21 protein-coding genes are annotated in these 24,299 nt (G+C 38.8%); 1 reads left to right on the forward strand and 20 read right to left on the reverse strand.

Features of this window, described 5'->3' with window-relative positions:
* Window position 1: 1 nt before the first annotated feature.
* The 9 genes from JP39_RS08060 to JP39_RS12580 all read right to left on the reverse strand — a co-directional run bounded on the left by JP39_RS08060 (window position 2) and on the right by JP39_RS12580 (window position 9,652).
* Window positions 2-877: a phosphate ABC transporter substrate-binding protein PstS family protein gene (locus JP39_RS08060; protein WP_041501710.1), complete on the reverse strand. Its 876-nt coding sequence runs from the start codon at window positions 875-877 to the stop codon at window positions 2-4.
* 98 nt (window positions 878-975) lie between these two features.
* A complete protein-coding gene (locus JP39_RS08065) occupies window positions 976-2,625 on the reverse strand; it encodes a sensor histidine kinase (protein ID WP_041501709.1) in 1,650 nt (549 codons plus the stop codon).
* A gap of 1 nt (window position 2,626) precedes the next feature.
* The gene (locus tag JP39_RS08070) at window positions 2,627-3,292 is read right to left on the reverse strand and encodes a response regulator transcription factor (RefSeq protein WP_041501708.1); all 666 of its coding nucleotides are present in this window, start codon (window positions 3,290-3,292) and stop codon (window positions 2,627-2,629) included.
* Window positions 3,292-4,405 (reverse strand): peptide chain release factor 2 gene (gene prfB, locus JP39_RS08075; RefSeq protein ID WP_137619722.1). Its coding sequence is split into 2 segments (ribosomal slippage): window positions 3,292-4,332 and window positions 4,334-4,405, totalling 1,113 coding nucleotides; the frame shifts between segments, so codons are not numbered across the junction. Before prfB ends, JP39_RS08070 begins: the two co-directional genes overlap by 1 nt.
* 42 nt (window positions 4,406-4,447) lie before the next feature.
* A complete protein-coding gene (gene secA, locus JP39_RS08080) occupies window positions 4,448-6,808 on the reverse strand; it encodes a preprotein translocase subunit SecA (protein WP_041501706.1) in 2,361 nt (786 codons plus the stop codon).
* 212 nt (window positions 6,809-7,020) lie between these two features.
* A complete protein-coding gene (gene hpf, locus JP39_RS08085; RefSeq protein ID WP_041501705.1) occupies window positions 7,021-7,569 on the reverse strand; it encodes a ribosome hibernation-promoting factor, HPF/YfiA family in 549 nt (182 codons plus the stop codon).
* A 96-nt stretch (window positions 7,570-7,665) separates the two neighbouring features.
* A complete protein-coding gene (locus JP39_RS08090; RefSeq protein WP_245626320.1) occupies window positions 7,666-8,157 on the reverse strand; it encodes a ComF family protein in 492 nt (163 codons plus the stop codon).
* 185 nt (window positions 8,158-8,342) lie between these two features.
* Complete coding sequence (locus JP39_RS08095; protein WP_082330673.1) at window positions 8,343-9,503, reverse strand: DEAD/DEAH box helicase family protein; 1,161 nt, start codon at window positions 9,501-9,503, stop codon at window positions 8,343-8,345.
* Complete coding sequence (locus tag JP39_RS12580) at window positions 9,503-9,652, reverse strand: hypothetical protein (protein WP_157492459.1); 150 nt, start codon at window positions 9,650-9,652, stop codon at window positions 9,503-9,505. Before JP39_RS12580 ends, JP39_RS08095 begins: the two co-directional genes overlap by 1 nt.
* A 31-nt stretch (window positions 9,653-9,683) precedes the next feature.
* Here JP39_RS12580 and JP39_RS08100 point away from each other — a divergent pair, with 31 nt between their 5' ends.
* A complete protein-coding gene (locus JP39_RS08100; RefSeq protein WP_041501704.1) occupies window positions 9,684-10,322 on the forward strand; it encodes a YigZ family protein in 639 nt (212 codons plus the stop codon).
* 314 nt (window positions 10,323-10,636) lie between these two features.
* Here JP39_RS08100 and JP39_RS08105 read toward each other — a convergent pair whose 3' ends face one another.
* The 11 genes from JP39_RS08105 to JP39_RS08155 all read right to left on the reverse strand — a co-directional run bounded on the left by JP39_RS08105 (window position 10,637) and on the right by JP39_RS08155 (window position 24,037).
* Window positions 10,637-11,392 (reverse strand): helix-turn-helix domain-containing protein, encoded by a 756-nt coding sequence (locus tag JP39_RS08105; RefSeq protein WP_082330674.1) that lies wholly within the window; start codon window positions 11,390-11,392, stop codon window positions 10,637-10,639.
* Between the two features lie 140 nt (window positions 11,393-11,532).
* The gene (locus JP39_RS08110) at window positions 11,533-12,618 is read right to left on the reverse strand and encodes a glycosyltransferase family 4 protein (protein ID WP_041501765.1); all 1,086 of its coding nucleotides are present in this window, start codon (window positions 12,616-12,618) and stop codon (window positions 11,533-11,535) included.
* A gap of 117 nt (window positions 12,619-12,735) precedes the next feature.
* Window positions 12,736-14,301 (reverse strand): ribonuclease Y, encoded by a 1,566-nt coding sequence (gene rny / locus JP39_RS08115; protein ID WP_041501703.1) that lies wholly within the window; start codon window positions 14,299-14,301, stop codon window positions 12,736-12,738.
* Between the two features lie 148 nt (window positions 14,302-14,449).
* Window positions 14,450-15,586: a recombinase RecA gene (recA, locus tag JP39_RS08120; protein ID WP_041501702.1), complete on the reverse strand. Its 1,137-nt coding sequence runs from the start codon at window positions 15,584-15,586 to the stop codon at window positions 14,450-14,452.
* Window positions 15,587-15,674: 88 nt separating this feature from the next.
* On the reverse strand, window positions 15,675-16,217 hold the full coding sequence (locus tag JP39_RS08125) for a nicotinamide-nucleotide amidohydrolase family protein (RefSeq protein ID WP_053085033.1): 543 nt from the start codon (window positions 16,215-16,217) through the stop codon (window positions 15,675-15,677).
* Between the two features lie 23 nt (window positions 16,218-16,240).
* Window positions 16,241-16,825 carry a CDP-diacylglycerol--glycerol-3-phosphate 3-phosphatidyltransferase gene (pgsA, locus tag JP39_RS08130; protein WP_041501701.1) on the reverse strand — a complete coding sequence of 195 codons (585 nt, stop codon included), beginning with the start codon at window positions 16,823-16,825 and terminating at the stop codon, window positions 16,241-16,243.
* A 655-nt stretch (window positions 16,826-17,480) separates the two neighbouring features.
* Entirely contained in the window at window positions 17,481-18,323 is an 843-nt protein-coding gene (locus JP39_RS08135) for a helix-turn-helix domain-containing protein (RefSeq protein WP_041500579.1), read from the reverse strand.
* 65 nt (window positions 18,324-18,388) lie between these two features.
* The gene (gene ymfI, locus JP39_RS08140) at window positions 18,389-19,111 is read right to left on the reverse strand and encodes an elongation factor P 5-aminopentanone reductase (RefSeq protein WP_041500578.1); all 723 of its coding nucleotides are present in this window, start codon (window positions 19,109-19,111) and stop codon (window positions 18,389-18,391) included.
* 3 nt (window positions 19,112-19,114) lie between these two features.
* Complete coding sequence (gene yfmH, locus JP39_RS08145) at window positions 19,115-20,353, reverse strand: EF-P 5-aminopentanol modification-associated protein YfmH (RefSeq protein ID WP_041500577.1); 1,239 nt, start codon at window positions 20,351-20,353, stop codon at window positions 19,115-19,117.
* Between the two features lies 1 nt (window position 20,354).
* Window positions 20,355-21,632, reverse strand: a complete 1,278-nt coding sequence (yfmF, locus tag JP39_RS08150) for an EF-P 5-aminopentanol modification-associated protein YfmF (protein ID WP_041500575.1) — start codon at window positions 21,630-21,632, stop codon at window positions 20,355-20,357.
* On the reverse strand, window positions 21,629-24,037 hold the full coding sequence (locus tag JP39_RS08155; protein ID WP_041500573.1) for a DNA translocase FtsK: 2,409 nt from the start codon (window positions 24,035-24,037) through the stop codon (window positions 21,629-21,631). The genes yfmF and JP39_RS08155 overlap by 4 nt, the downstream gene beginning before the upstream one ends.
* Window positions 24,038-24,299 lie beyond the last annotated feature (262 nt).

Below are 24,299 nucleotides of genomic sequence, written 5' to 3' on the forward strand. Positions count from 1 at the left end.
ATTACTTTACCCCCTTTGAAACGGGCGTAATATTGCCCTTATAATCTTTTTCATATTTCATTTCGTTGATGGGAACATAATTCATTTTCTTAACAACATTAGTCTGAACATGTTCCGTCATAATGAAATCAAGGAATTCTTTAGTCATACCAGTAGGCTTACCCTTTGTATATAGGTGCTCGTATGACCAAATCTTCCACTTGTTGTTTTCGATATTTTCAATGGTGGGTTCAATGCCATTAACGTTAACTGTTTTCACAGTATTATTAAGATAAGGCATCGCCAAATAACTGATAGATCCGGCAGTGTTATAGACAATTTGTCTAACCATACCGCTGGAATCTTGCTCCTGAGAGCGCACGAAAGGCGTTCCGTCCATAACATCACTCTCAAACGCTGCACGGGTTCCCGATCCGTCCGCACGATTGATAATAGTGATTGGTAGGTCTTGACCGCCGACCTCTTTCCAGTTTGTAACTTGACCAGAAAAAATTTGTCTCAATTGCTTGATTGTCAATGATTTAACTTTGACATCCTTATTCACAACCGGAATCATCCCAACTGCAGCAATCCGATGATCAACAAGTTTACTAGCATCAATATCCTTTTTTTGTTCTGCATATAAATCAGAATTACCGATATTGACAGCACCTTGTTGAATCTGGCTGAGCCCTGTACCAGTACCGCCACCTTGCACGTTGACGTACTCGTTTGGATTATTCTTTGAAAATTCTTCCCCGGCAAGTTCCACTAATGGTTGAGCAGCTGATGATCCAACCGCTGTAATTGTTTCTTGGCTCCCGCTGCCTTTGCAACCACTCAAAACTGCTACTAAAGGAATCATAATTGCAAATAATGCGACAAGTCTTTTTTTCAATGTTCTCACCTCTATCCAACTAGAATAGTACAACTTTGTATATTTTTTGTATAAAAAAAAGCCGCAACAAAATAAAATATTTTGTTGCAGCAATTTTTTTACAATGGTATGTCAACTGTGAAAGTTGTACCCAATCCTTTGTGCGATTCAATCCGAATATCACCATCAAGTGTATCCAAAGTTTCCTTAACAATCGCGAGTCCAAGACCGGTTCCCCCAGTCTCTAAACTACGTGAACGGTCAACACGATAGAATCTTTCAAAAATACGAGCTTGGTCATCTTCCGATATTCCAATTCCGCTATCTTTGATGATGAACTTGATACGGTTTTCAATTTCATCGTGGTGAACTTCCAAGTCAATCTGACCATTTTCTTTATTATATGAAATAGCATTCTTAATCAAATTACGGAATACTAAATTGATTTTCTCTTTATTAGCTGTCACATCAGGACTACCAAAGTATTGTTGGTTTACCTTGATGTGATGTTTCTTAATCGTAATCGATTGACGATCCAAAATGCGATTAATATCTTCATTCAAGTTGATAGTATCAATTTTTTCAGTATCACGTTTGACTTTCGACAAGGATAAAATATCCTGAATTAGTTCCGACAAACGAACACTTTCGTCATGAATAATGTTGAGGAAGTGGTCCAATTTCTTTGGATCATCTTTGGCACCATTCAAGAGTGTTTCTGAGAAACCTTCAATTGAAGTTACTGGTGTCTTCAACTCGTGACTGACATTGTTGACAAAATCGACTTGCATCCGTTCAATCTGACGGCTCTCCGTCAAATCATACAAGATAACTAACACTTGTTGATCATAATCTTCACGTGAATGAATCAGACGAATAACATTGGCATCAACGAATTTTTGCGAGTTACCAACCAATTGAATTTCACGATGATGATTCTTGTTCTTACGCAAGGTGTGTTCAATCATCTGACTTAAGTTGTAAGTTTTAACATCTTCGATAAATGGATGAATGTCATTGGAAATATTGACGTCCAATAAACTCGACATTGCTTGGTTATGTAACAGTACATCCCCTTGTGAGTTCAACAACATAACACCAATTGGCAAGTGACCAACCAACCCGCGGAAACGTCTTTCACGTAATTGCACATCATCACGAAGGTCGTTGATATCCATACTGATCTTGTTAGTCTGTTCAACCAAGCCATACAATTCATCGCCTGGTGACAAGATCAACGAAGCCATCTCTTTACTCTTTCTAACACGACGCAAGTTTTCCGTCACACTCTGAATATCTTCACTCAATTGTTGACGTTTGCGGTAATAGAACAAGATAACTGAATCAGTAATCAAGAAGTACATCAAAGCAACAATCAAGAAAGTCATTGGACTCTGGCTCCACAGACGATTGTACTTTTTAGCTACAATATGACGTTCAGACCCAGACATGAAATACATAATTCTGGTAGTCATTGTTGTATCAGTGACGTAATCCTTACCTGGTTCAGTCCGGCCATTGTGGTACATATCATAGGCCTTACGCTGCATCGTGGTATTTTCCTTAGATGTATCGATGTAATCCAGACCAGCAATCTTGGCAGCATCAGCTGGCTCATGGTTTTTCTTCAATTCAACATAAGAAACTGTTTCATCAGTGAACATATCATTTTGCGAATCGCCCAAGATACTATCAGAGAACGTTACCAAAATGAGAAAGATAACTATCGAAATAAAGATAGCAATTACTGGTCCTAATCTTCTTTTCATCCTATACCTCTAAAATATAACCGAATCCATGTACGGTTTTAATTATTTGTGGGTTCTTTGTATCCTGTTCAATTTTATCACGGAGGTGGCTAATTTGGATATCAACCATCCGCATTTGTGAATTAGAATTTATTCCCCAAACATTATCAAAAATTTGTTCTCTAGAGACGACGATACCTTTATTTCTAATCAGAAACTCCAGTAACTCGTACTCTTTTTTTGTCAGTGAAATTTCTTGACCATCAATTACTAAACCTTTGACATCTGTATCAAGTTCGAAAGATTTTTCTTTATCGGTATGTGAAGTTCTTCTCAAAACCACTTCAATTCTAGCCAATAGTTCCTTGATACTGAATGGCTTAGTAATATAGTCATCTGCCCCGCTGATCAAGCCCTCAATCTTATTGTCTTCAGCATCAACTGCAGTTAAAAATATAACCGGCGTTAAATTGCCAATTTTTCGCAGCTGCTTGAGTACTTCGATTCCGCTCAATTTAGGCAACATTTGATCCAATAAAATCAAGTCAAAGTTACCCTCATTAGCTTTATCAACAGCCATTTGGCCGTCTGTGGCTGTGGAAACTTGGTAGTCATTATTTTCCAAGTTATATTCAATTAATTCGAGAATTGATGGTTCATCGTCGACAACTAAGATTTTCTTTTTCATTATTGTTTGGCTCCTTGTAATTTCCATTGGAGATAAGCATAAATAAATGGATCTAGATCGCCATCCATCACACCCTGACCATTGCTGACCGAGAGATTAGAACGGTGATCTTTGACCATCGTATAGGGGTGGAAAACGTATGAACGAATCTGTGAGCCCCAACCAATATCCATTTGCTCACCTTGAATTTCAGCGTGTTTCTTAGCTTGCTCTTCCTGTTCTCTTTGGAAAAGTTTAGCTTTTAACATATTCATGGCTGTTTCACGGTTTTGCAATTGTGAACGTTGTGCTTGGGAACTGACTACGATACCAGTTGGTAAATGCGTGATTCTGACAGCTGATGAAGTCTTATTGATATGTTGACCACCAGCACCAGATGAACGAAAGACGTCTACTCGTAAGTCATCATCATTGATTTCAACTTTGATACTGTCATCAAGTTCAGGCATCACATCAACTGAAGCAAATGATGTGTGACGACGGCCAGCTGAATCAAATGGTGAGATTCTAACTAAACGATGCACGCCACGCTCAGAACGTAACAACCCATAGGCATTTTTACCACGAATCATGATTGAAACACTCTTGATACCGGCTTCTTCACCAGGTTGATAGTCTTCAATTTCGACAGTGAAACCATGTTGATCTGCCCAACGTTGGTACATTCTCAACAACATTTCGCCCCAGTCTTGAGATTCCGTCCCACCAGCACCTGGATGGATTTCCAAAATTGCATTATGCGAATCATATGGTTCAGATAACAACATCATTAACTCATAAGAACGAAGCTTTGCGGCCAAACGATCCGAATCGTCTACTAATTGTTGCATCAGTTCGTCTTCTGGATCATCTTGGTAAAGTTCCGCCAACACTTTGATGTCATCCAAGCCTTCGCTCAGCGACTTAAAGTTGTCGTATTGATCCTTCAAATCATTATTTTCATCAATCAACTTCTGAGCAGCTTCATGGTCATCCCAAAAGCCATTCTCAGTCATCTTATTTTCATTTTCAGCGATGTGCTCTTCTAGACTTTCTAAGTCAAAGAGACCCCCTGAATTGAGTTATTTTGTTTTCCATGTCGGAAATTCTATTTTTAATTTCTCCGAATTCCATGTAATCACCCTTATAAAAAAAGCGGGCCAAGCGGCCTGCTTTTTATCTTTCCATATTTTGTCTGATTTCGGCCTTCATGAATAATCTTGTAACATCATATTCAATATCAGAAACCATTTCTTCAAACATACGATATCCTTCTTCTTGGTACTCAACCAAAGGATTCAATTGTCCGTAACCACGGAGACCAATTGATTGACGTAGTTGATCCATAGCATCGATATGATCTGTCCAGTGTTCATCAACAACTCTCAAGATAACAACCTTTTCAAATTCAAGCATTTGTGAAGGATCACCAAGTTGTTCTTTCTTTTGTTCGTAATTCTTGTGAACAAAGTCCATCAAGTACTTAATGATTTCATCTTGTGATTTAAGTTGTAGATCAACGACATCCATTTGTTTGTCGTTAACCAAAGCAGCTTTAGCAAAGTCAGCAATTGCTTCGAGTTCCCAATCGTCTTCTTTACCTTGTGTATGAACTGCAACTTGAGCTTTAATAGTACGTTCGATCATTGGAAGTAGAACTTTATCAAGATCTTGTTCTTCGTTGATAACTTCCATTCTCTCTTTATAGATAACTTCACGTTGTTCACGCATAACATCATCATATTGAAGAGTATTCTTACGAGTATCGTAGTTATTACCTTCAACACGTTTTTGAGCGGATTCAACTTGACGAGTCATCATACGACTTTGGATAACGGCATCGTCATCTTCAATCTTCAATGTCTTCAAGACACGTTTGATTCTTTCTGAACCGAAACGTTTCATCAAGTCATCTTCAAGTGACATGTAGAATTGTGTTACACCAGGATCACCTTGACGACCTGAACGTCCACGAAGTTGGTTATCAATACGACGAGATTCGTGACGTTCTGTACCAAGCACACATAGACCACCGAGTTCTACAACGCCAGGTCCAAGTTTGATATCTGTACCACGACCAGCCATATTAGTAGCGATTGTAACGGCGCCACGTTGACCAGCATTCATAACGATTTCAGCTTCCTTAGCATGGTTCTTAGCATTAAGAACAGCATGAGGAATGCCCTCTTTATCAAGTAATTTAGATAGGTATTCTGAAGATTCAACCGCAACAGTACCAACTAGTAAAGGTTGACCCTTAGCGTGACGGCGTTTGATGTCTTCAACAACAGCTTTAAACTTACTTTGTAAAGTTGGATAAAGCAAATCATCCTTATCATCACGGATAACTGGCTTGTTAGTAGGAATTGAAATAACTTCCATGTTGTAGATTTCTCTAAACTCTTCAGCTTCTGTCTTAGCAGTACCAGTCATACCAGATAACTTGTCATACATACGGAAGAAGTTTTGATAAGTGATGTTAGCCATAGTCTTGGTTTCATCTTGAATTTCTACACCTTCCTTAGCTTCAATAGCTTGGTGTAGTCCATCAGAATAACGACGACCATCCATAACACGACCAGTAAATTGGTCAACGATCTTAACTTCGCCTTCTTGAACAACATAGTCAATATTTAGACTCATGATGTAGTTAGCACGCAAAGCTTGATCCATATGGTGGTTCAAGACAGTATTATCAATATCATAAAGGTTATCGAGGCCGAAGTAATCTTCAGCCTTTCTAATACCTGTTTCAGTTAAACTGATTGACTTTGTAGGCCAATCAATCTTGTAATCATCTTTTTCAAGTGTCTTAGCAAAACGGTCAGCACGCACATACATGGCTGTTGACTTTTCGGCAGCACCAGAAATGATCAAAGGAGTTCTAGCTTCATCAATTAAAATGGAGTCAACTTCATCGACAATGGCATAGTGTAATGGACGTTGAACCATTTGTTCCTTGTAAACAACCATGTTGTCACGCAAGTAATCAAATCCAAGTTCACTATTTGTTGAATAAGTGATGTCACAATTGTAGGCAGCACGTTTTTCTTCTGAGTCCATGCTATTAATGTTCAAACCAACGGTTAAGCCTAACCAGTTGTATAGTTCACCCATTTGTTTAGCATCACGACCAGATAGATATTCGTTAACTGTAACAACGTGAACACCCTTGCCATCAAGCGCATTCAAGTAAACAGGCAATGTAGCTGTCAAAGTTTTACCTTCACCAGTTTTCATTTCAGCAATATTACCTTCGTGTAAAGTAATACCACCAATCAATTGCACTCTAAATGGGTACAATCCAAGGACTCTTTTAGCACCCTCACGGGCTGTAGCAAATGCTTCAGGCAAAATATCATCGAGAGTTTCGCCCTTTGCTAGTCTTTCTTTAAATTCTGGAGTCTTAGCTTTAAGTTCTTCGTCAGAAAGTTTGCTGTAAGCATCAGCATAGCTTTCAATCTTATCGGCAATTTTGCCCATACGTTTAACTTCTCTTTTATCGCTTTCGACCCATCTTCTTAGTGGATTTGCCATATTAATATATCTCTCCTAAGTGTTATAAACATACTCTTAATAGTAGCATTTTTTTTTAGACTTTTAAACTTAATATAAATTAAACAGACTTTTCAGGATTACAATGATACACCATTTCTAAAATCTTTGTGTTAAGAAAGCTTTACAAACGCACTTCCGGAGTACAAAAAAAGCCGAGACAGTAAGGCCGCCTCAGCTTTAAATTTATTTTTTTATTCGTTTGTTTCAATCAGACCATATTTGCCATCATTACGTTTGTATACGATACTGGCTCCATTTGTTTCTGAATCTTCAAAAATGAAGAATTCGTGGCCAAGCATTTCCATTTGTAGAACAGCTTCTTCAGCATCCATTGGCTTCAATGATAGACGCTTTGTTCTAACGATTTGTGACTTATCCTCATCTGTGTCATCAGGTGTGACATCATCCAAAGGAATATCCTTTAGACTGCCGCCTTCACGACTCTTACGGTTGACACGTGTCTTGAATTTCTTAACTTGTCTTTCAAGCTTGTCAACAACGAGATCGATACCTGCGTACAAATCATCGTTCAATTCTTCAGCCCTCAATGTGATATATGGCAATGGAATTGTTACTTCAACCTTTGTACCTTTTGAAGGGTATGTTTTCAAGTTTACATGAGCAATTGGATTACTTTCATCGCTGAAGTATTTTTCCATTTTGGAAATTCTCTTCTCGACATATTCGCGAATTGATGAAGTTACTTCAATATTTTCACCACGTACATTAATAGTTAACATAATAATCTCTCCTTCCGACGATAGGAAATTAAAGAGTGTTCTTACATCTCTTTAGTGTAATTATAATATTCTTATGCCAATATGACAACGTTTCCATTACCTAGATAATGAAAATGTGGAAATATTTTCGAATCCAGTCTTCAAAAATATATCATGAGCATGCATTAAAGTGCGTCCGGTCGTGTAAATATCATCCAATATTAAAATCCGTTGCTCTTTTTGAATTTTACTGAACTCTGGCAGCGCCGAAAAAGTCTGTGGCGTATTTAGTCGTTCAATTCGATTCTTCTGTGCTTGTGGTTTATCAGCGTCGACTTTAACCAAAAGCGGCTTCAGATCAAAAATATCGGCATATAATTCATAAACGGGATCAAATCCGCGTGCTTGAAGATGGCTTTCGCTAGCAGGAATATATGTGACTACATCAAAGTTATTCCGTAAAGACCAGTTCTTTATGTCCTGAAAAAATAATCGAGCTAACAAGACATCTCCATATCTCTTATACAGCTTGAAGTAGCTGTGTATGAACTGATTATACTCGAACAAAGCCTGATGGCAATTGATAATGCCATATTTTTGTTCCCACATATAGCAATCCGTGCAAACGCCATCACTATCCGGCTTCAAACAACGGGGACAATTATTCCGTCCTATCAGTGGTGCTAACTGCTTTCGGCATAAATTACAGATATAATTTGGGACTATTTCTTTAAATAAAAATATTTCTTTTATCGAGAGACTATTATTAATTGAATTGCCACAATTGAGACATTTCATTTCTTCGCCTGCTGATTCAAATAAGCAATTTCAGAACATGCTAAGCGAACCTGTTGATTATAATATTGATAGTAGAAATGAACTTCATCATCATACGAATCGCTCCCACGTCCAGCTCGACCAGCTATTTGAATCAAGGCAGTCTTAGAGAACTCCTTAGCTTGGGCATCCAAAACAATAACGGTGATTTTTTTGAAGGTCACACCTCGTTCTAAAATTGTTGTGGTCAAAATGGCTTGAACACGTTGGTCACGAAATTGTTGGACTTTCTCTAAGCGATGCTCATCTTTAGAACTGACATCAACGAATGTTAATAATGGATATAATTTTATTAATTGCTTAGCAAAATTTTTCATTGTTGGAATCTGTGGAAAAAATAACATGAATCGTTCATTGTTTTTGATGAGACGTTGAAGTTTCAATCTTAACCGCGGATTTATCTTGCCAAAGGTAATTGGTTTTAATAATAAATGACAGTGAGGCTCCGGCAATGGATGACCGTGGAACCTTTGATATAATTTAGTTATTGAAATTTTTTGTTGCTTAACTTGCGATAATAATTCTTTCGGCGGCGTGGCTGACAAATAGACAATCATCCCCGTTGGTTTCTTAGCCTTCTTAATCGCTCGATGCAACATCATATTTCCCGCCAACGGATAGGAATCAACTTCATCAACCACCAACACATCAAACGCCGCTTCAAAACGGATCAGTTGATGAACAGTTGCCAACATGATTTGCGTTAATTGATAAGGCTCCTCACTTTTACCGTGAAACAAGCCCACAGTCGTATTTGGAAAAACCTTTTGAATTCGGGGAAACAATTCAATACAAACATCCACTCTAGGCGAACAGATAGCAATCCGTTGACCTTGTTTTAAAACTTGCTCAATCAAAGGGAAAATCATTTCCGTTTTACCTGCACCAGTCACGGCCCAAACCAAATGACTCCGATGATTCTCAAACGCCATTAACAGCTCTCTGACACCTTTCTCTTGATTGGCTGTCAATGTACCATCCCACACCAAATAATCGTTCTGCTGGGGATAATTAATTGCTGTCGGCGTTATAAGCAACTGACCGTCTATCGGCAACTTGCCCAAATTGATACAACTTCGACAATATTGCAGTTTAATCGGCAACCGATCGAGTTTCATTAGGCAACGACGGCAAAATAGTTATCATTTTTCTTAAACGTGGTCGGAACAACTTTTCCACCACAACTTTGAAGATATTGTAAAACTTCAGGTTTTAAGTCGGTAGTCTGAATAATTCGACCGCCTAAATACTCATTTAAATTGTCCATAATCAAAACTACGTAAAGGAGACATACTTTTTTGCAAAATTATAAAACAATCGCTAAAACTGGTAGTCACGAAAAAGACATCAAGAAATCACGTTTCATAGCCCACATCGCTCAAACCTTTTCTGAAGCTGAAGCTAATGAATTTATCAAAAAGATCCGCGAACAAGAATCCGGTGCAACACACAACTGTACGGCTTTTATCGTATTAGAGAACGTCAAAATCGAACGGATGTCAGATGACGGCGAACCAAGCGGAACTGCAGGTTCCCCTATTTTGAACGTGTTGCAGCAACAAGACCTCCAAAACGTTACCGTCGTCGTTACACGTTACTTTGGTGGCATTAAATTGGGTGCTGGTGGATTGATCAGAGCTTATTCATCAACAACCGCCGAAGCCGTCAAGGAGATTGGTTTAGTCGAAAATCGTATCCAACAAGGATATGAATTAACAATTCCATATCATATGTTTGATAAATTCGATAACTATGCTCGTAAAGAAAATATTAATTTAGAGAATAAGCAGTTCACATCAGACGTTCAGTGTGAAATTTATTTAGACGTCACCAATGCCGAAGAATCAGTCCAAAATATTAAGGACCTCTTTCAAAACCAAATTATCATCAAGGAAACTGATAAAACTTATAAACAAGTTCCTGTCGAAGCTAACTAAAATATCAAAATTAATTACTAAAGCAAAAACGCCAGACAATTCCTATTGGAATATCTGACGTTTTTTATTTTGAAAAAATAATTACATTTTTAAATAACGCTGCATAAAAAAATAACATAGCCGGAGGCGACGAGGGATGGAGTTCAGCAGTGATAGTTATGTTAGGCTGGCGGTTTTCCAGTCTTACATAACAGGACGTCTTTTGAGACGCGAACTTCGGCTCAAAAACGAGGGTCGAGACCGCTCTTTGGCTCGAGCCGGTCCCACTGCGAACTCCATCTCTCGTCACCTCCGGCGGCAAACCAAAAACCCGCCTAATACTTACCAGTTCTCATAGAAAAGACTTTCTCAGAACCATGACCTTTTTCTCCGCTACTCTTCCAAGTATCATACATCCCACGATATTCAGAATAATCTTTAAACATATTGTTGCGAATTGTTTTCGGAATCGAATCCCAATCAACAAAATTCATCCGCGAAACGTACATCCCCCGATGTTCAACCATTGCATATGGTTTATCAACTGGTGGCAGTCCTCCGTAAAAAGTCAAAAATGAAGAATTCCCCCAAGCATCATCCGTTACAACCATATGTTGGTATGGTGTCCCCAGAACTTTCTTAGTCTTACCATGTTCATCTTTCATACGTGCAAAGTCCGAGTCGATAGCATTCTTTTCTGTTGGTAAAGCCGCATAACCCACTTTTGTTTTGATCAATGGATTGAAACGGTCAACCATCTCATTTTGATATTGGTATGTGGACAAGAATCCATAACCGCCCGCAAATATGGCAATACAAACTGCCACGGCCACCAATGTCCATTTATAAACTCGCTTTAATTTCAAATCCTTATCAATTTTTTCCACCGTTTCAGTACCTCCCTTTAAAAAGTCATCTAAGGAAACATTCAAAACGGAACTAAGATTGATCAACAACGAAATATCTGGATAAGTTCGACCGGTCTCCCAACTGGAAATCGTCTTATCAGAAACATTCAGTTTTAATGCCAATTGTTTCTGAGTTAAATTTTCTTGCTTACGATACTTCTTTAGTTGCTCGCTTAATTCCATCTCTATTCTCCTCAAAACCCATTTAAAAGGTGTTGTTCTATATATACCATCCCCCGAACGTGGAACTCAATAGATTCCTTGTCTATTGCTTGTGGAATTAACTCTAGGGACAAAAAAAGCAGGCGCTATAACGGCGCTTGCTAATCTTTCTTTTCTAATCGTTTCACAAATCTTTGAATTGCTTTTAGTAAAGGCTGTCGATTATCACCCAATAATCCGATTGATTCGATGAATAGTTCCAAACCAAACAGGACACCGACCGTCAATAACACGCTACCCCACAAAGTTGATAGTGGATAAAGCATTGAGATAAAGGCGAAAACCAATGACAAACCATAGATGACTAAAACTGTTTGTCTGTGCGACAAGCCTAATTGCATCAGTCTGTGGTGCAAATGATGTTTATCAGCTTGCATAATTGGCTTCTTGTTCAATAATCGTCTCAAAATTGCGTAGACAGTATCGGTAATTGGCACACCCATGATCACAACTGGCATCAACAATGTAATGAACGTTACGTTCTTCAGACCTTTCAGTGAGAAGACGGCCATCATGAAGCCTATGAACAACGAACCGGTATCCCCTAAGAAGATACTGGCTGGGTGGAAATTATGCGGTAGAAAGCCAACTAGAGCTGCTACCATGGCAAAAATCCAAATGGCTACATACACATTCGTCATATTCAAGAAGAAGTACGCCATGACTCCCATAGTGAATAAGGCAATGATTGAAACTCCCGTAGCTAATCCATCCAGTCCATCAATCAAATTGACCGCATTAGTAATGGCAATGATCCAAATGATGGTGATTGGCAAACTCCACCAACCTAATTCAAACGAACCGATCAATGGCAACGTTACTTCATTCATCCTGATTCCAGCCAAGAAATAGATAACTAAAGCTGCTGCTAAAATACCAGCTAACTTGGCTTTGGGCGATAGCTCACGGATATCGTCAATGATACCAGTCAAAATGATAATACATTCAGCCAAGAAAACACTGAACAACTCATGCGTCGGAAACTGTTCTCGCAATAACACAAACGTTGAGAAGTTAAACGCAATAAAAATAGCCAGACCACCCATTGTAGGCATTGGCTTGATATTTACACGCCGAGCGTTAGGTTTATCCACAGCTCCCAAAATATAAGCTAATTTCACTACGAAAGGAGTTATCGCAGCCGATAGAATCATCGTTAAAAATAATTTTACTATTACACTAAACATACCCGACATTTTTAGAAAAACTCACTTTCCATTAATAAAACAATTATACAATACCCTAGGCTTATTCCAAAAAGAAATTAAAAAAGAGCGTACCATTTCGATACACCCCATTAAAAATTATTTCGCTAATTCGACTTTTCTGATTTCACGAACAACTGTAACTTTAATATGACCTGGATACTCAAGGTTATCTTCAATTTCACCTTTCATATCACGAGCTAAAATTGCAGCTTGATCATCGGAAATTTCTTCTGGCTTAACCATGACACGAATCTCATGACCAGCTTGAATAGCATAACTATGATCAACACCCTCGTGCTTGTTGGCAATCTCTTCTAGTTTTTCAAGACGGTGGATATAATTCTCCATCGACTCTGATCTAGCGCCGGGACGTGATGCCGAAATAGCATCAGCCGCAGCAACGATTGTTGCAATTAATGATGTTGGTTCCACATCCCCATGATGTGAAGCAATCGTATTAACGACTACTTCTGGTTCTTTATACTTGGTTGCGATATCCACGCCAATTTCAACGTGGGAACCGTCAACTTCACGATCGATAGCTTTACCGATATCGTGCAATAAACCTGCTCGTTTTGCTAACATAACATCTTCACCCATTTCAGCAGCCATTACAGCGGATAATTTAGCTACTTCAATAGAGTGATTCAAAACATTTTGACCGTAACTCGTACGATATTCCATTCGTCCGATAATCTTGATTAAATCTGGATTCATTGAGCTGATTCCCAAACTATAAACGGTTTGTTCACCAACCTCACGAATATGATCGTCCATTTCTTTTCTGGACTTGTCGACCATTTCCTCAATGCGTGCAGGATGGATCCGACCATCTTCAATCAATTTCTCCAAAGCCATTCGAGCGATTTCTCGTCTGACAGGATCATAGGCACTCAAAGCGACTGCTTCAGGAGTATCATCAATAATCAAATCAACACCTGTAAGCGCTTCAATCGTGCGGATATTTCTACCCTCACGGCCAATGATTCTACCTTTCATGTCTTCATTAGGCAATGTAACGGTCGTTACAGTTGATTCAGAAACTGTATCAGCTGCACTTCTTTGAATAGCGGCAACAATTAAAGCCTTAGCGTCTTTTTCAGCACGTTGTTTGGCTTGTTCGTCGCTTTCTTGGATCATCTTGGCACGTTCATGGACTAATTCTTTGTTCAACTTATCAAGAATAATCTTTCTTGCTTGTTCACGAGTTAAGTTACTTACTCTTGTCAGCTCCGCTTGCTGTTCATTAAGAGTATCAGTCAATTGTTTAGCTTTTTCATCAAGTTTATGTTGTCGTGCTGAAATATTGTTCTCGTTATTTTCGATATTTTCCTCACGCTTTTCAAGCGATTGGTCCTTTTTATCCAAAATGTCTTGTCGTTCAAGAACTCTATTCTCTTGTTTTTGAACATCGCGGCGGCGTTCTTTCAACTCATCTTCTTGTTTTTCACGATATTGATGAATCTCATCTTTGGCTTCTAGCAAAGTTTCCTTTTTAAGAGACTTTGCAGCCTTTTTTGCGTCTGATACGATATCCCCAGCAGTTTGTTTTGCTTGTGAAAGTTTTTTCTCGTAAGCGTCTTTACAGAGAGCATATCCGAAAAGGACCCCTACGATTAATGTTACTATAGCGAAAGAGAAGGTTATGATAGCAGGATACATGCCATCACCTCCATGTTTGCTTTAAGAAAGTTTGTTTGTAAAACATATATGTTACAGAATATTTACATACAACTTAATATTATAGAATAAATATGACCTGTCAACCAAATAAAACGAAAAAAAGAGACTTAATCAGCCTCTTTTTTTATTATTCGCTATCTTTTTTATCAGAATCAAGCTTTAAATCGATGTTGTCATCGCCTTTTTTGGCTTTAGAATCTGCTTTATCAGTCGACTTATCTTCTGACTTGTTAGCTTCATCGTCATTTTCAGCGACTTCTTCATCAGGTGTACCGTCCATGTTATAGGCAGCACGAACCTTTTGCTTGATTTCTTCCATCTTGTCAGTGTTTTCTGCCAAGTAAGTCTTAGCGTTCTCACGACCTTGACCAATACGCTCGTCACCGTATGAGTACCATGAACCAGACTTGTCGATAATATCCTTATCAACGGCCATATCAACCAACTCACCAGTTTGAGAAATACCATGACCATACATGATATCAACAAGGGCAACCTTAAATGGTGGCGCAACCTTGTTCTTTACAACTTTGATCTTAGTACGGTTACCAATAACATCGGTACCGTCTTTAATTTGTTCAGCACGACGTACTTCAAGTCTAATTGTTGAATAGAACTTCAAAGCACGGCCACCAGGTGTAGTTTCTGGGTTACCAAACATGATACCAACTTTTTCACGAATTTGATTAATGAAAAGAGCAATGGTCTTAGTCTTGTTAATTGAGCCAGAAAGCTTACGTAAAGCTTGTGACATCAATCTAGCTTGTAGACCAACGTGGGCATCACCCATGTCCCCTTCAATTTCAGCACGTGGGACCAAGGCAGCAACGGAATCGACAACGACGATATCAACGGCACCACTGGAAACCAAGGCATCGGCAATTTCGAGTCCTTGTTCACCAGTATCAGGTTGTGATAGCAATAAGTCATCAATATTAACACCCAAAGCGGTAGCATATGCAGGGTCCATCGCATTTTCAGCATCAATATAAGCAGCAGTACCACCTTGCTTTTGTACTTCAGCAACGGCGTGTAAAGCTACAGTTGTTTTACCAGAACTTTCAGGTCCATAGATTTCAACGATTCTTCCTCGTGGAAATCCACCGACACCAAGCGCGTTATCAAGGGCTAGTGAACCAGTAGAAACAGTTGAGATTTGAGTATTGAGATCATCACCCATTCTCATAATGGCCCCTTTACCAAAATCTTTTTCAATCTTTTTTAAGGCTACATCTAAAGCCTTTTGTCGTTCATCTTTAGCCAAATTGCTTTCCTCCTAATGCATTCATCACTAGATATATTATTAGTAATTCATCAAAAAAGCAAGAAAAAAGCGAACAAATGTTTGTTCGTTATATTATTTCTTGAACGAGAGCAAATCCGCAAAGAACTGACTTTTCACGAATCGCTTGTCTAGAGCCTGTAAAATGAAATTCTTTGACTACTTCTTCGTTATTTTTACCGTTATAAGCGCCGATGAAGACCGTCCCCACAGGGTTTCCTTCAAGTGGATCAGGACCAGCGACACCCGTAAAACCAACACCAATATCCGCAGATAATTTTTTAGCAGACAATTTCGCCATTGCACTCGCAACGGGTGAACTGACAACTGTGTATTGCTCAATCAGCTGTGGGTCCATGCCTAAGAGTCCAATTTTAACCTCATCGGCATAGGTAACGAAACCACCATCAAAGACGTTAGAAGCTCCCGGAATTGATGCCACAGCTGCTTGAAACATTCCGGCAGTCAAGCTTTCAGCCGCAGTAATCTTCAACTTGTCTTTTTTCAACAAATCGACCGTTTGCTTAGCTAAATCATTAAATTCATTGGGTACGCCGGCTTCAAAATCAGCTTTTTCAACAGTATTCAAAATTTCAGCTACTTTATCTTTCATTGCTCTCTCTTTCAAATTACGTATTATGATTTAAAAATTTCACGACTTTGCCAGAAATAATCAGCACCAGAATAAATTGTAAAGATCAAACAGATGTATAAGAAGATCTCACCGATGGGAATATTGATAGCAGAGAAGAAAATATTGTGCATCAATAGGAAAATAATAGCAAGCATTTGCGTTGTAGTCTTAATCTTACCAGGCATTTGAGCGGCCATGACTTTGCCACCGACTTCCAAAACAATCGTTCTCAAACCAGTAACAGCTAACTCACGACAAACGATAATTGCTACTACCCAAGCTGGAGCCATTTTGAAACTTACAAGGAAGATAAAAGCTGTCATAACAAGCATTTTATCAGCCAAAGTGTCGGCAAATTTACCGAAATTAGAAACTAAATTATACTTACGAGCAATCTTACCATCAAGTAGATCAGTTAATGATGCCACTACGAATACAACTGTGGCTAAGACGTGATTGATTGGAATCAAATCATTAGCAACATAGATGTCTCCTAAACCATTCCAATTAAAAGCTAACAAGATAATGAATACTGGAATTAAAATAATTCGTAGCATTGTCAATTTATTTGGTACATTCCAAACCATTTAAAATATCCTCCATACTGTTATAAAAATATATATATATATATATATGCCTGCCGTCTCCGGCTGTCAGCAATATAGTCGCTGTGAGGACCGGTTCGAGTCAAAGTACGGTCTCGAACCTCGCTTTTGAGCCGAAAAACGCGTCTCAAAAGTCGTCCTGTGGTGTAATGGCTGAAGCCATAACGCCACCTTCACTGCTGACTATATTGCTGACAGCCGGAGACTAGTGTTTCTTGTTAATGAAGATTCATTAACACTCTCAATACAATTATTAAATTACGATATTACTTAACTATTTTGCACGATTAACCTGACTATTTTTATCATAGTAATCATAAATAAATCAATTACAAAAACAACCATTTATCTACATCCATAAAGACAAAATATCAGATTAACCAACCAACTAGCCACAGGTTTCTAGGGAGTGAGCCCGCAGTGAGAGTGGTGTTAGGACGGGCGATTTTCCCGTTCTTACACCACTAGGACGATTTTGAGACACGAACTTCGGCTCAAAATCGAGGGTCGAGACCGCACTCTGGCTCGAGCCGGTCCTCACAGCAGGCTCAACTCCCTCGAAACCTGTGGCGGCATCCCTAAAAACCCCAACCAACAAAATAATGGTGTCTACCCCAAAAGATTAGACACCATTATTTTATTTTTCAATATTAAATGTCAAAGTTTTAACGATAGTGCTACCACTTTGTGATTTTGACAAATCGACAGCCTTGCCATCAATTGTCACCTTAGTGTTTGTAACGTTACCTGTTTGAACTGTGAATGTTGTTGTATCGCTTGGTACTGTAGTTGATTTCTTTTCACCTGAGCTCAAAGCTTGTTGCCAAGTTGTGTTTGAGCCTTCTTTGAATTGAATCCAAGCTTGACCGCCACTACCTTCAACATCGACTTTAACACCGTCTGTTGGAGCATTAGTAATAGTATAAGTACCTTCTGTTGAAGATTCTTTAACTGTTAACTCTTTAGTCTTAGCTTCGGCCTTTTTAGCTGGAGTTTTCTTGGCTGGAGTCTTTTTAGTGCTCTTCTTAGTTGTTTGTGTCGTATTGTCCTTAGGAATCGTTACACTTGAAGCATTTTGATTACGGTGCACCATTCCAAAGGCAATTACGCCGATAATAACGATCACAACGATACCAACTACGATTTGAGGAATGTAGTTACCCAAGTTTGAGAAGAATGAATTTGACTCTTCTTTAATAGTACGAGTCTTTGTTTCTTCTGGAGCTGATTCTTGAGTTGGTTGTGAATTAGGGATATCTGCTTTGTACTCTTCTAACAAGTCGTCACTTGAGATACCAACAGCATCAGAATATTGCTTGATAAAAGCACGAACATAGAAATCACCAGGAAGATGATCAAATTGACCTTCTTCGATAGCGATTAAATATCTCTTTTGAATTTTGGTGATTTGTTGTAAATCATCAATTGTGTAGCCCTTTTTGATACGAGCGTTTCTTAACTTTTGGCCAATTTCGTCCATTATTTACCACCGATTAACTAATTTTTCTAAGTATAACATATATTATTATCCAACTACTAGCGAGCCTATAGCAACCAACCACCAGCAAAATAAATCGTTTGCCCTGTCAGATAATTTGATTTGATATTGACTAAATAACTGACTAAATCAGCTATTTCATCCGGATTTGCCAACCTATCAGCTGGTATCTCATCTTTGACACTTTCAAGGTCCTCACTGGAGAATTCTTGAGTGTTCATCTTGGTATTTACAGCTCCAGGAGCCACGACATTGACGGATAATCCGAGAGACGCAACTTCCTTGGCATAGGCATCCGCAAATGAGGACATCGCACCTTTAACAGTACTGTAAACGACTTCCATTGCTGAGCCGACTTTGCCATAGATTGAACCGATGAAGACCACGCGACCATGATGAGTTTTGGCAAGCTTATCTTGTAGCTGTTTCAAAATCAGAATCGGCAACTTCACGTGAATGTTCCACAGCGAATCAATCTCCTCTTCCGAAATATCGACTAACAGCTTGTAGTAAGTGTTCCCCTGGGCAAAGACAACAGCATCCAAGCCAAAAATTTGTTTGGTCAAATCGTCAACTTTGTCATGTTCCATATCGAACTTAATCGGAATGAAATCTTGTTTGGGATACTTTTCCACCAATTCCGTGCGCAACTTGTCGATTCGATCATAGTTGCGATTGTAATGCAGATACAGCGACCAGCCCTTTGCGGCTAGATTCTTAGCAGTACTAGTTCCAATATCGCCAGAACTGCCCATAACTAATGCATACATTTTTTACTTCCTATTCGGCAAAAGATTGTAGTAGGTACAATTATCATCTTGTAAGAATTTATCAGAAATTTCTAACACATCATCTTTTTTAATTGAGTCAATCATATGAATCAATTGTAAATAATCAACATCATAGAAATATAACTCAGCCATTTGGTTGGCAATTGCCTCGGGTGAATTTTGAGCAAACAAGTAAGATCCGATTGCATCACGCTTGATACGTTCGAATTTAGCATCTGTCAAAACATCCTTGAGCGTTTCATATGAAAGATTTTTGCGTAAATATTCTTGAAATTTTTCAGGATTATTAGTAGACCCACTAATTATGATAAAACAATAGTTATTTTCTGCAACAACATTATAAGAAAAACTGTCATCAATTAAGTTCAAACGGCTCATTTCTTGATAATTCTTTGACGACTCGCCAATTAAAGTTTCCATGATCATGTTCAATTCGAACTGTTTCTTGACCAATTCATAGCCAGTCATCTCAGTATCAATCCGGATTCCGTAGGCAGAACGAGCTTGAGTGATGTCCATACCTTCTTGACCACCAGCACCAATTTTTTCAAATTTGTTAAAAGTTTTTGAATATGGTTGCTCAATCGTGTGAAAATCAGAATTTTCAACAATATTTTCAACTTTTTCAAACTCAACGTCACCGACTAAGACAATATCCATGTTATCAGGACGATAGTTTTGTCGATAAGTCTCTAATAAGTTCTCATGATTGATCTGTTGTAACGAATCGCTCGAACCAGCAATATCTTCAGCGATTGGATCATTAGGATAAAGTTGTCCGAGGATTCTTTGTTCCAAAACCCATTCCGGCATATCCAAATACATCTGAATTTCTTGATCGATAATGCCACGTTCGGAAGCAACGTTTTTCTCAGTAAAGTATGGATGTTGAATCAAGTCCAACAAAACTTCTAAGTTGTCATAAGGATTTTCCAATGTTTGGAACAAGTAGCCAGTCTTTGTATAACTCGTATAGGCGTTAGAATTAGCACCATATTTGGCAAACTTTTCCGAAATATCATAGTCTGGTTTGGCAAATAATTTATGCTCAATAAAGTGAGCAATTCCTGATGGCAATGTCTTGTCGCCCGCTTTTGTATCAACGGAACCAAAGTTTGCCATGGCTAATCCATAAACTTGACTGAATCCGGCCAAAGGAACCACGCTGATCTGCAAACCATTAGTTAATTTTTTTGTCTGTTTCTCTAATTTCTCTGTCATCCTAATCTCCAATCAATTGATACTGAGCAATTGCGTGCATATGATCTGCCACACTTGCAATGTGTTTTTTGTCCAAATTATCCAATTCAGCTTGGAATTGGGCATCGGTCAATAAAGTTTTAGGATAGACAGTCTCCCAAATACTGTGCATGATGTAGTGCTGAATCGTATCGCTAGAAATCTTGCGTTGTGTCAACATAACTTTTTGCGCATGTTCGACTTGTGCATCGGTGAATTTACCTTGCTTGATAAAGTTAATCTGTTGGTTGATTAAATCCAATGCTTTATCAACTGAATCAGCATCCAGTCCAGCTTGAATCATGACCAAATGGCTGAGTGGTTGGTAAACGCTGGAAACAGAATATGCCAAACTGTTCTTCTCTCTAACTTGCAAGAACAATTGTGACTGGTCGTCGCCACCAAGAATCAGATTCATAATCTGTGGTGCTAAACGACTGAAATCTTTTGAGACACCCTCAGTCGCATATGCCAAAGCAATTCGACTCTGATTAAGATGTTTGTGGTCGATTTGACTAGCAGGTTTTGCAATCAAATCATTAAATCTATCAAATTGTACCGTTAAGTCGTTACGGTCATTTTGGAGCTTGCTTTCAAAAATACTGTCATTCAATTCAGCTAAGAACTCTTCCTCATCCACATTACCAACAACATTGATCACGACAGCATCGTTTTGAATCACGTCTTGATACGTCTTCAATAACTCTTGATTAGTGAGCTCCTTCAATTCGTCGATAGTACCAAAAATTGGCACTTGGCGGTCAGGATTGTCACGATAAATCAACTTAGCTAGACCCAATGAACTGACCAAGTCTTGATTATCTTCAATCGACATCAAGTTTGACAATAGATTACGTTTCTCAGTTTCAAAAGCAGTCTCGTCAAATTTATTATCAGCCGTCAAATTTGGTTTAAAGATGATTTCACCTAATAAATCCAAATTATCCTTGAGCTGTGTCTTACCATCAATCAAGAAATTAGGATCAGCGAACTCGACACTAAAAGCCAAATCGTTAAAGTTCAATAGGTTGCGTGTATAGACGTTAATCTCTGAACCATAGAGTTCCATTTCACGGTCATTTATCGCCCGAAAACTGGGATAATCTTTCGTCGAGTTAGACATAACGTTAGCTAATAAGCGGCGTGCTGTCGTCTCTTCCTTTTTCAATGGACGAAGAAAGTCAATTTGAATCTTGATCGTCCGAAATTTTTTGATTGGATTGATATTTAAGAAAATATTCTTTGCTAGTGTTTTTCTCAATTTTTCACCTGATTTTTTCTAATTGTTTCAAGTTGTTCGGGTGTAATCAATACTTTTCTTGGTTTACTACCCTCTGAAGGTCCTACGATACCCCGATTTTCCATCTCGTCAACCATACGTGCAGCACGGTTATACCCGATAGCGAATCGTCTTTGGAGCATGGAAACACTGGCTGACTGCTGTTTAACAATCAAATCCACTGCATCTTCCCAATATTCATCATCAGGCTTATCGCCATCTGATCCACCTTCATCAACATCGGTTGGAATCATATCTTCGTCGTATTCAGCAGTTTGTTGCTCACTGACAAATTTAACGACATTCTCAACTTCTGATTCAGAAATATAAGCACCCTGAAGTCGAACTGGCTTACTCTTACCAATTGGTTGGAACAACATATCACCACGTCCAAGCAATTTTTCAGCTCCGACGGAATCCAAAATTGTTCGTGAATCAACCCCACTGGAAACCGCAAACGCAATACGTGATGGGATATTGGCTTTGATCAAACCAGTAATAACATCAACAGAAGGACGTTGCGTTGCAATAATGATATGCAAACCAGCAGCACGAGCCATTTGAGCCAAACGAACAATGGCCGCTTCAACTTCATGTCCTGCTACCATCATCAAGTCAGATAACTCATCGACTATAACGACGATATATGGCAAACGTTCCATTTTATCCTCGTCTGCCGCTGTTTCATTGAATTTATCAACATCATCGTTGTACTCACCAATGTTACGGTGACTCGTTTCCGCAAACAGTTTATAACGCCGTTCCATTTCCTTAACAGCTTTTTGCAAAGCCCCGGCAGCTCGTCTGGCATCTGTAACGACCGGAATCAAAAGCTGTGGAATGCCGTTATAAACATTCAGTTCAACCATCTTAGGATCAATCAGAATCAATTTAACTTGATTTGGTTTAGCTTTCATCAAGATACCCGTAATGATGGTATTGATAGCAACAGATTTACCACTACCAGTTGAACCAGCAATAAGTAAATGGGGCATCTTTGTAATATCTGCTTCAATAATGTTACCAGAAACATCCTTACCTAACGGCACAATCAATGGATGAGTCTTATCTTTTTGTTTCTCAGTAATCTCTCTAAAGGAAACTGTTGAAATAGTCTTATTAGGCACTTCAATACCAACGAAAGGCTTCCCAGGAATTGGCGCTTCAATACGAATATCCTTCGCTGCCAAAGCTAAGGCCAAGTCATCCGCCAAATTGACGATTTTGCTTACCTTCACACCGACCGCTGGTTGGACTTCATATTTAGTAATCGTTGGTCCCAAACTAGCCTTTTTAACTTCAACATCGACCCCAAAACTCTTGAAAGTCTGGCGCAATGTGTCCTTGTTGTCTTCAATCAAATGTACTTCAGAAGTCTGATCAACTTGTGGCACCTGCTTCAACAAGTCAGTTGTTGGCAACTTATAATCATCATTATTCGTTGTCCCCTCAGTATGTTTAGTGCTGACAGGATCAGGTAAATCTTTATCTTTAGCTCCGTCAATCCCATAAGGTTTCGACATTACTTCAGCCGTTTTAGCCTCATCGGAATCAGGCATAACAGGTTCACTTGGAGTTGGAACACCTTCAATTTTGAAATCTTCATCATGATTAACAGCATGACTCTTGAAACTACTCAAGCCATCCGCAATCTTATCGCCATCACGTGTAACCTCAGGTTCCTGCTCTTCATAAGTAGGCTTTGGAACAACATTTCTCGGCGTCTTTTTAGCTGATTTACGTTGATCAACATAGTTGTTATAGTGACCAGAAAGGACATCTTTAATCTTAATAGCCAAATGTTTACATTTAACCAAAACATCTGTTGTAGCAATTGAAACTTGTTTCATCGTAACGTTAAACATCATCAGAACACCGATAAAAATCAATAACGCCGTAACGAAGTACGTTCCAACACTCGAAAACATCGGCATGAAAAAGCTGTATAGATACGAGCCAATCATTCCCCCACCGACTGAACCATCGACTGAAACTTGAGTCATATCAGCCGCTAACGTGTTCCATGTGACGAGATTATAGTTGTGATATAACGACATATTCGAGAAAAAGATGCCGTGTAAAATAATTAATGAGCCCAGATATATGAACAGTAAACCAAAGTTTCTCTTCGGCGTCATAACGGGTATTCGTCCCGTAGCGATTATAATGGCACCCGCAAAAATGCTGACAATCAACAGAACTGGATAACTGTCACCGACAAAGATTCGATACAAATTATCGAACGTTTTGCCCACAATACCGAATTTAAATAATCCTAAAATCGACAGAATAATCCACAACAAACTGACTAACGAACGAATTAGTCGTGAATTATTGACTGTTTTTTTCTTCTTTCTAGGCGTTGCACTTGCCTTTTTTCTAACCATAAGTACCTCACATGAATTTAAAAAGTAATCATCTAAAATTATACCTTTTTTGAGCCTTAAAAAAAACAGCCCTACTGGACTGTTTGATTGTTTGTTCACTGTTTAAGAATGCCGCCTCCGGTTGTCAGAGATTTTCGCCTGCTGTGAGGAACGGTCCGAGCCATAGTGCGGTCTCGAACCTCGCTTTTGAACTTCGCAAAGACCGCGAATTTCAAAAGTCGTCCTGTGGTGTCATGGCTATCGCCATAACGCCACTTCCACT

The organism is Companilactobacillus heilongjiangensis (assembly GCF_000831645.3).
GTDB lineage: Bacteria > Bacillota > Bacilli > Lactobacillales > Lactobacillaceae > Companilactobacillus > Companilactobacillus heilongjiangensis.

Excerpts from the sequence above, each read along its gene's own strand:
- JP39_RS08065 (WP_041501709.1), bottom strand. The coding sequence starts at position 2,625 with ATGAAAAGAAGATTAGGACCAGTAATTGCTATCTTTATTTCGATAGTT.
- JP39_RS08070 (WP_041501708.1), bottom strand. The coding sequence starts at position 3,292 with ATGAAAAAGAAAATCTTAGTTGTCGACGATGAACCATCAATTCTCGAA.
- secA (WP_041501706.1), bottom strand. The coding sequence starts at position 6,808 with ATGGCAAATCCACTAAGAAGATGGGTCGAAAGCGATAAAAGAGAAGTT.
- hpf (WP_041501705.1), bottom strand. The coding sequence starts at position 7,569 with ATGTTAACTATTAATGTACGTGGTGAAAATATTGAAGTAACTTCATCA.
- JP39_RS08090 (WP_245626320.1), bottom strand. The coding sequence starts at position 8,157 with ATGTGGGAACAAAAATATGGCATTATCAATTGCCATCAGGCTTTGTTC.
- JP39_RS08095 (WP_082330673.1), bottom strand. The coding sequence starts at position 9,503 with ATGAAACTCGATCGGTTGCCGATTAAACTGCAATATTGTCGAAGTTGT.
- JP39_RS12580 (WP_157492459.1), bottom strand. The coding sequence starts at position 9,652 with ATGGACAATTTAAATGAGTATTTAGGCGGTCGAATTATTCAGACTACC.
- JP39_RS08105 (WP_082330674.1), bottom strand. The coding sequence starts at position 11,392 with ATGGAATTAAGCGAGCAACTAAAGAAGTATCGTAAGCAAGAAAATTTA.
- JP39_RS08110 (WP_041501765.1), bottom strand. The coding sequence starts at position 12,618 with ATGTTTAGTGTAATAGTAAAATTATTTTTAACGATGATTCTATCGGCT.
- rny (WP_041501703.1), bottom strand. The coding sequence starts at position 14,301 with ATGTATCCTGCTATCATAACCTTCTCTTTCGCTATAGTAACATTAATC.
- JP39_RS08125 (WP_053085033.1), bottom strand. The coding sequence starts at position 16,217 with ATGAAAGATAAAGTAGCTGAAATTTTGAATACTGTTGAAAAAGCTGAT.
- pgsA (WP_041501701.1), bottom strand. The coding sequence starts at position 16,825 with ATGGTTTGGAATGTACCAAATAAATTGACAATGCTACGAATTATTTTA.
- JP39_RS08135 (WP_041500579.1), bottom strand. The coding sequence starts at position 18,323 with ATGGACGAAATTGGCCAAAAGTTAAGAAACGCTCGTATCAAAAAGGGC.
- ymfI (WP_041500578.1), bottom strand. The coding sequence starts at position 19,111 with ATGTATGCATTAGTTATGGGCAGTTCTGGCGATATTGGAACTAGTACT.
- yfmH (WP_041500577.1), bottom strand. The coding sequence starts at position 20,353 with ATGACAGAGAAATTAGAGAAACAGACAAAAAAATTAACTAATGGTTTG.
- JP39_RS08155 (WP_041500573.1), bottom strand. The coding sequence starts at position 24,037 with ATGGTTAGAAAAAAGGCAAGTGCAACGCCTAGAAAGAAGAAAAAAACA.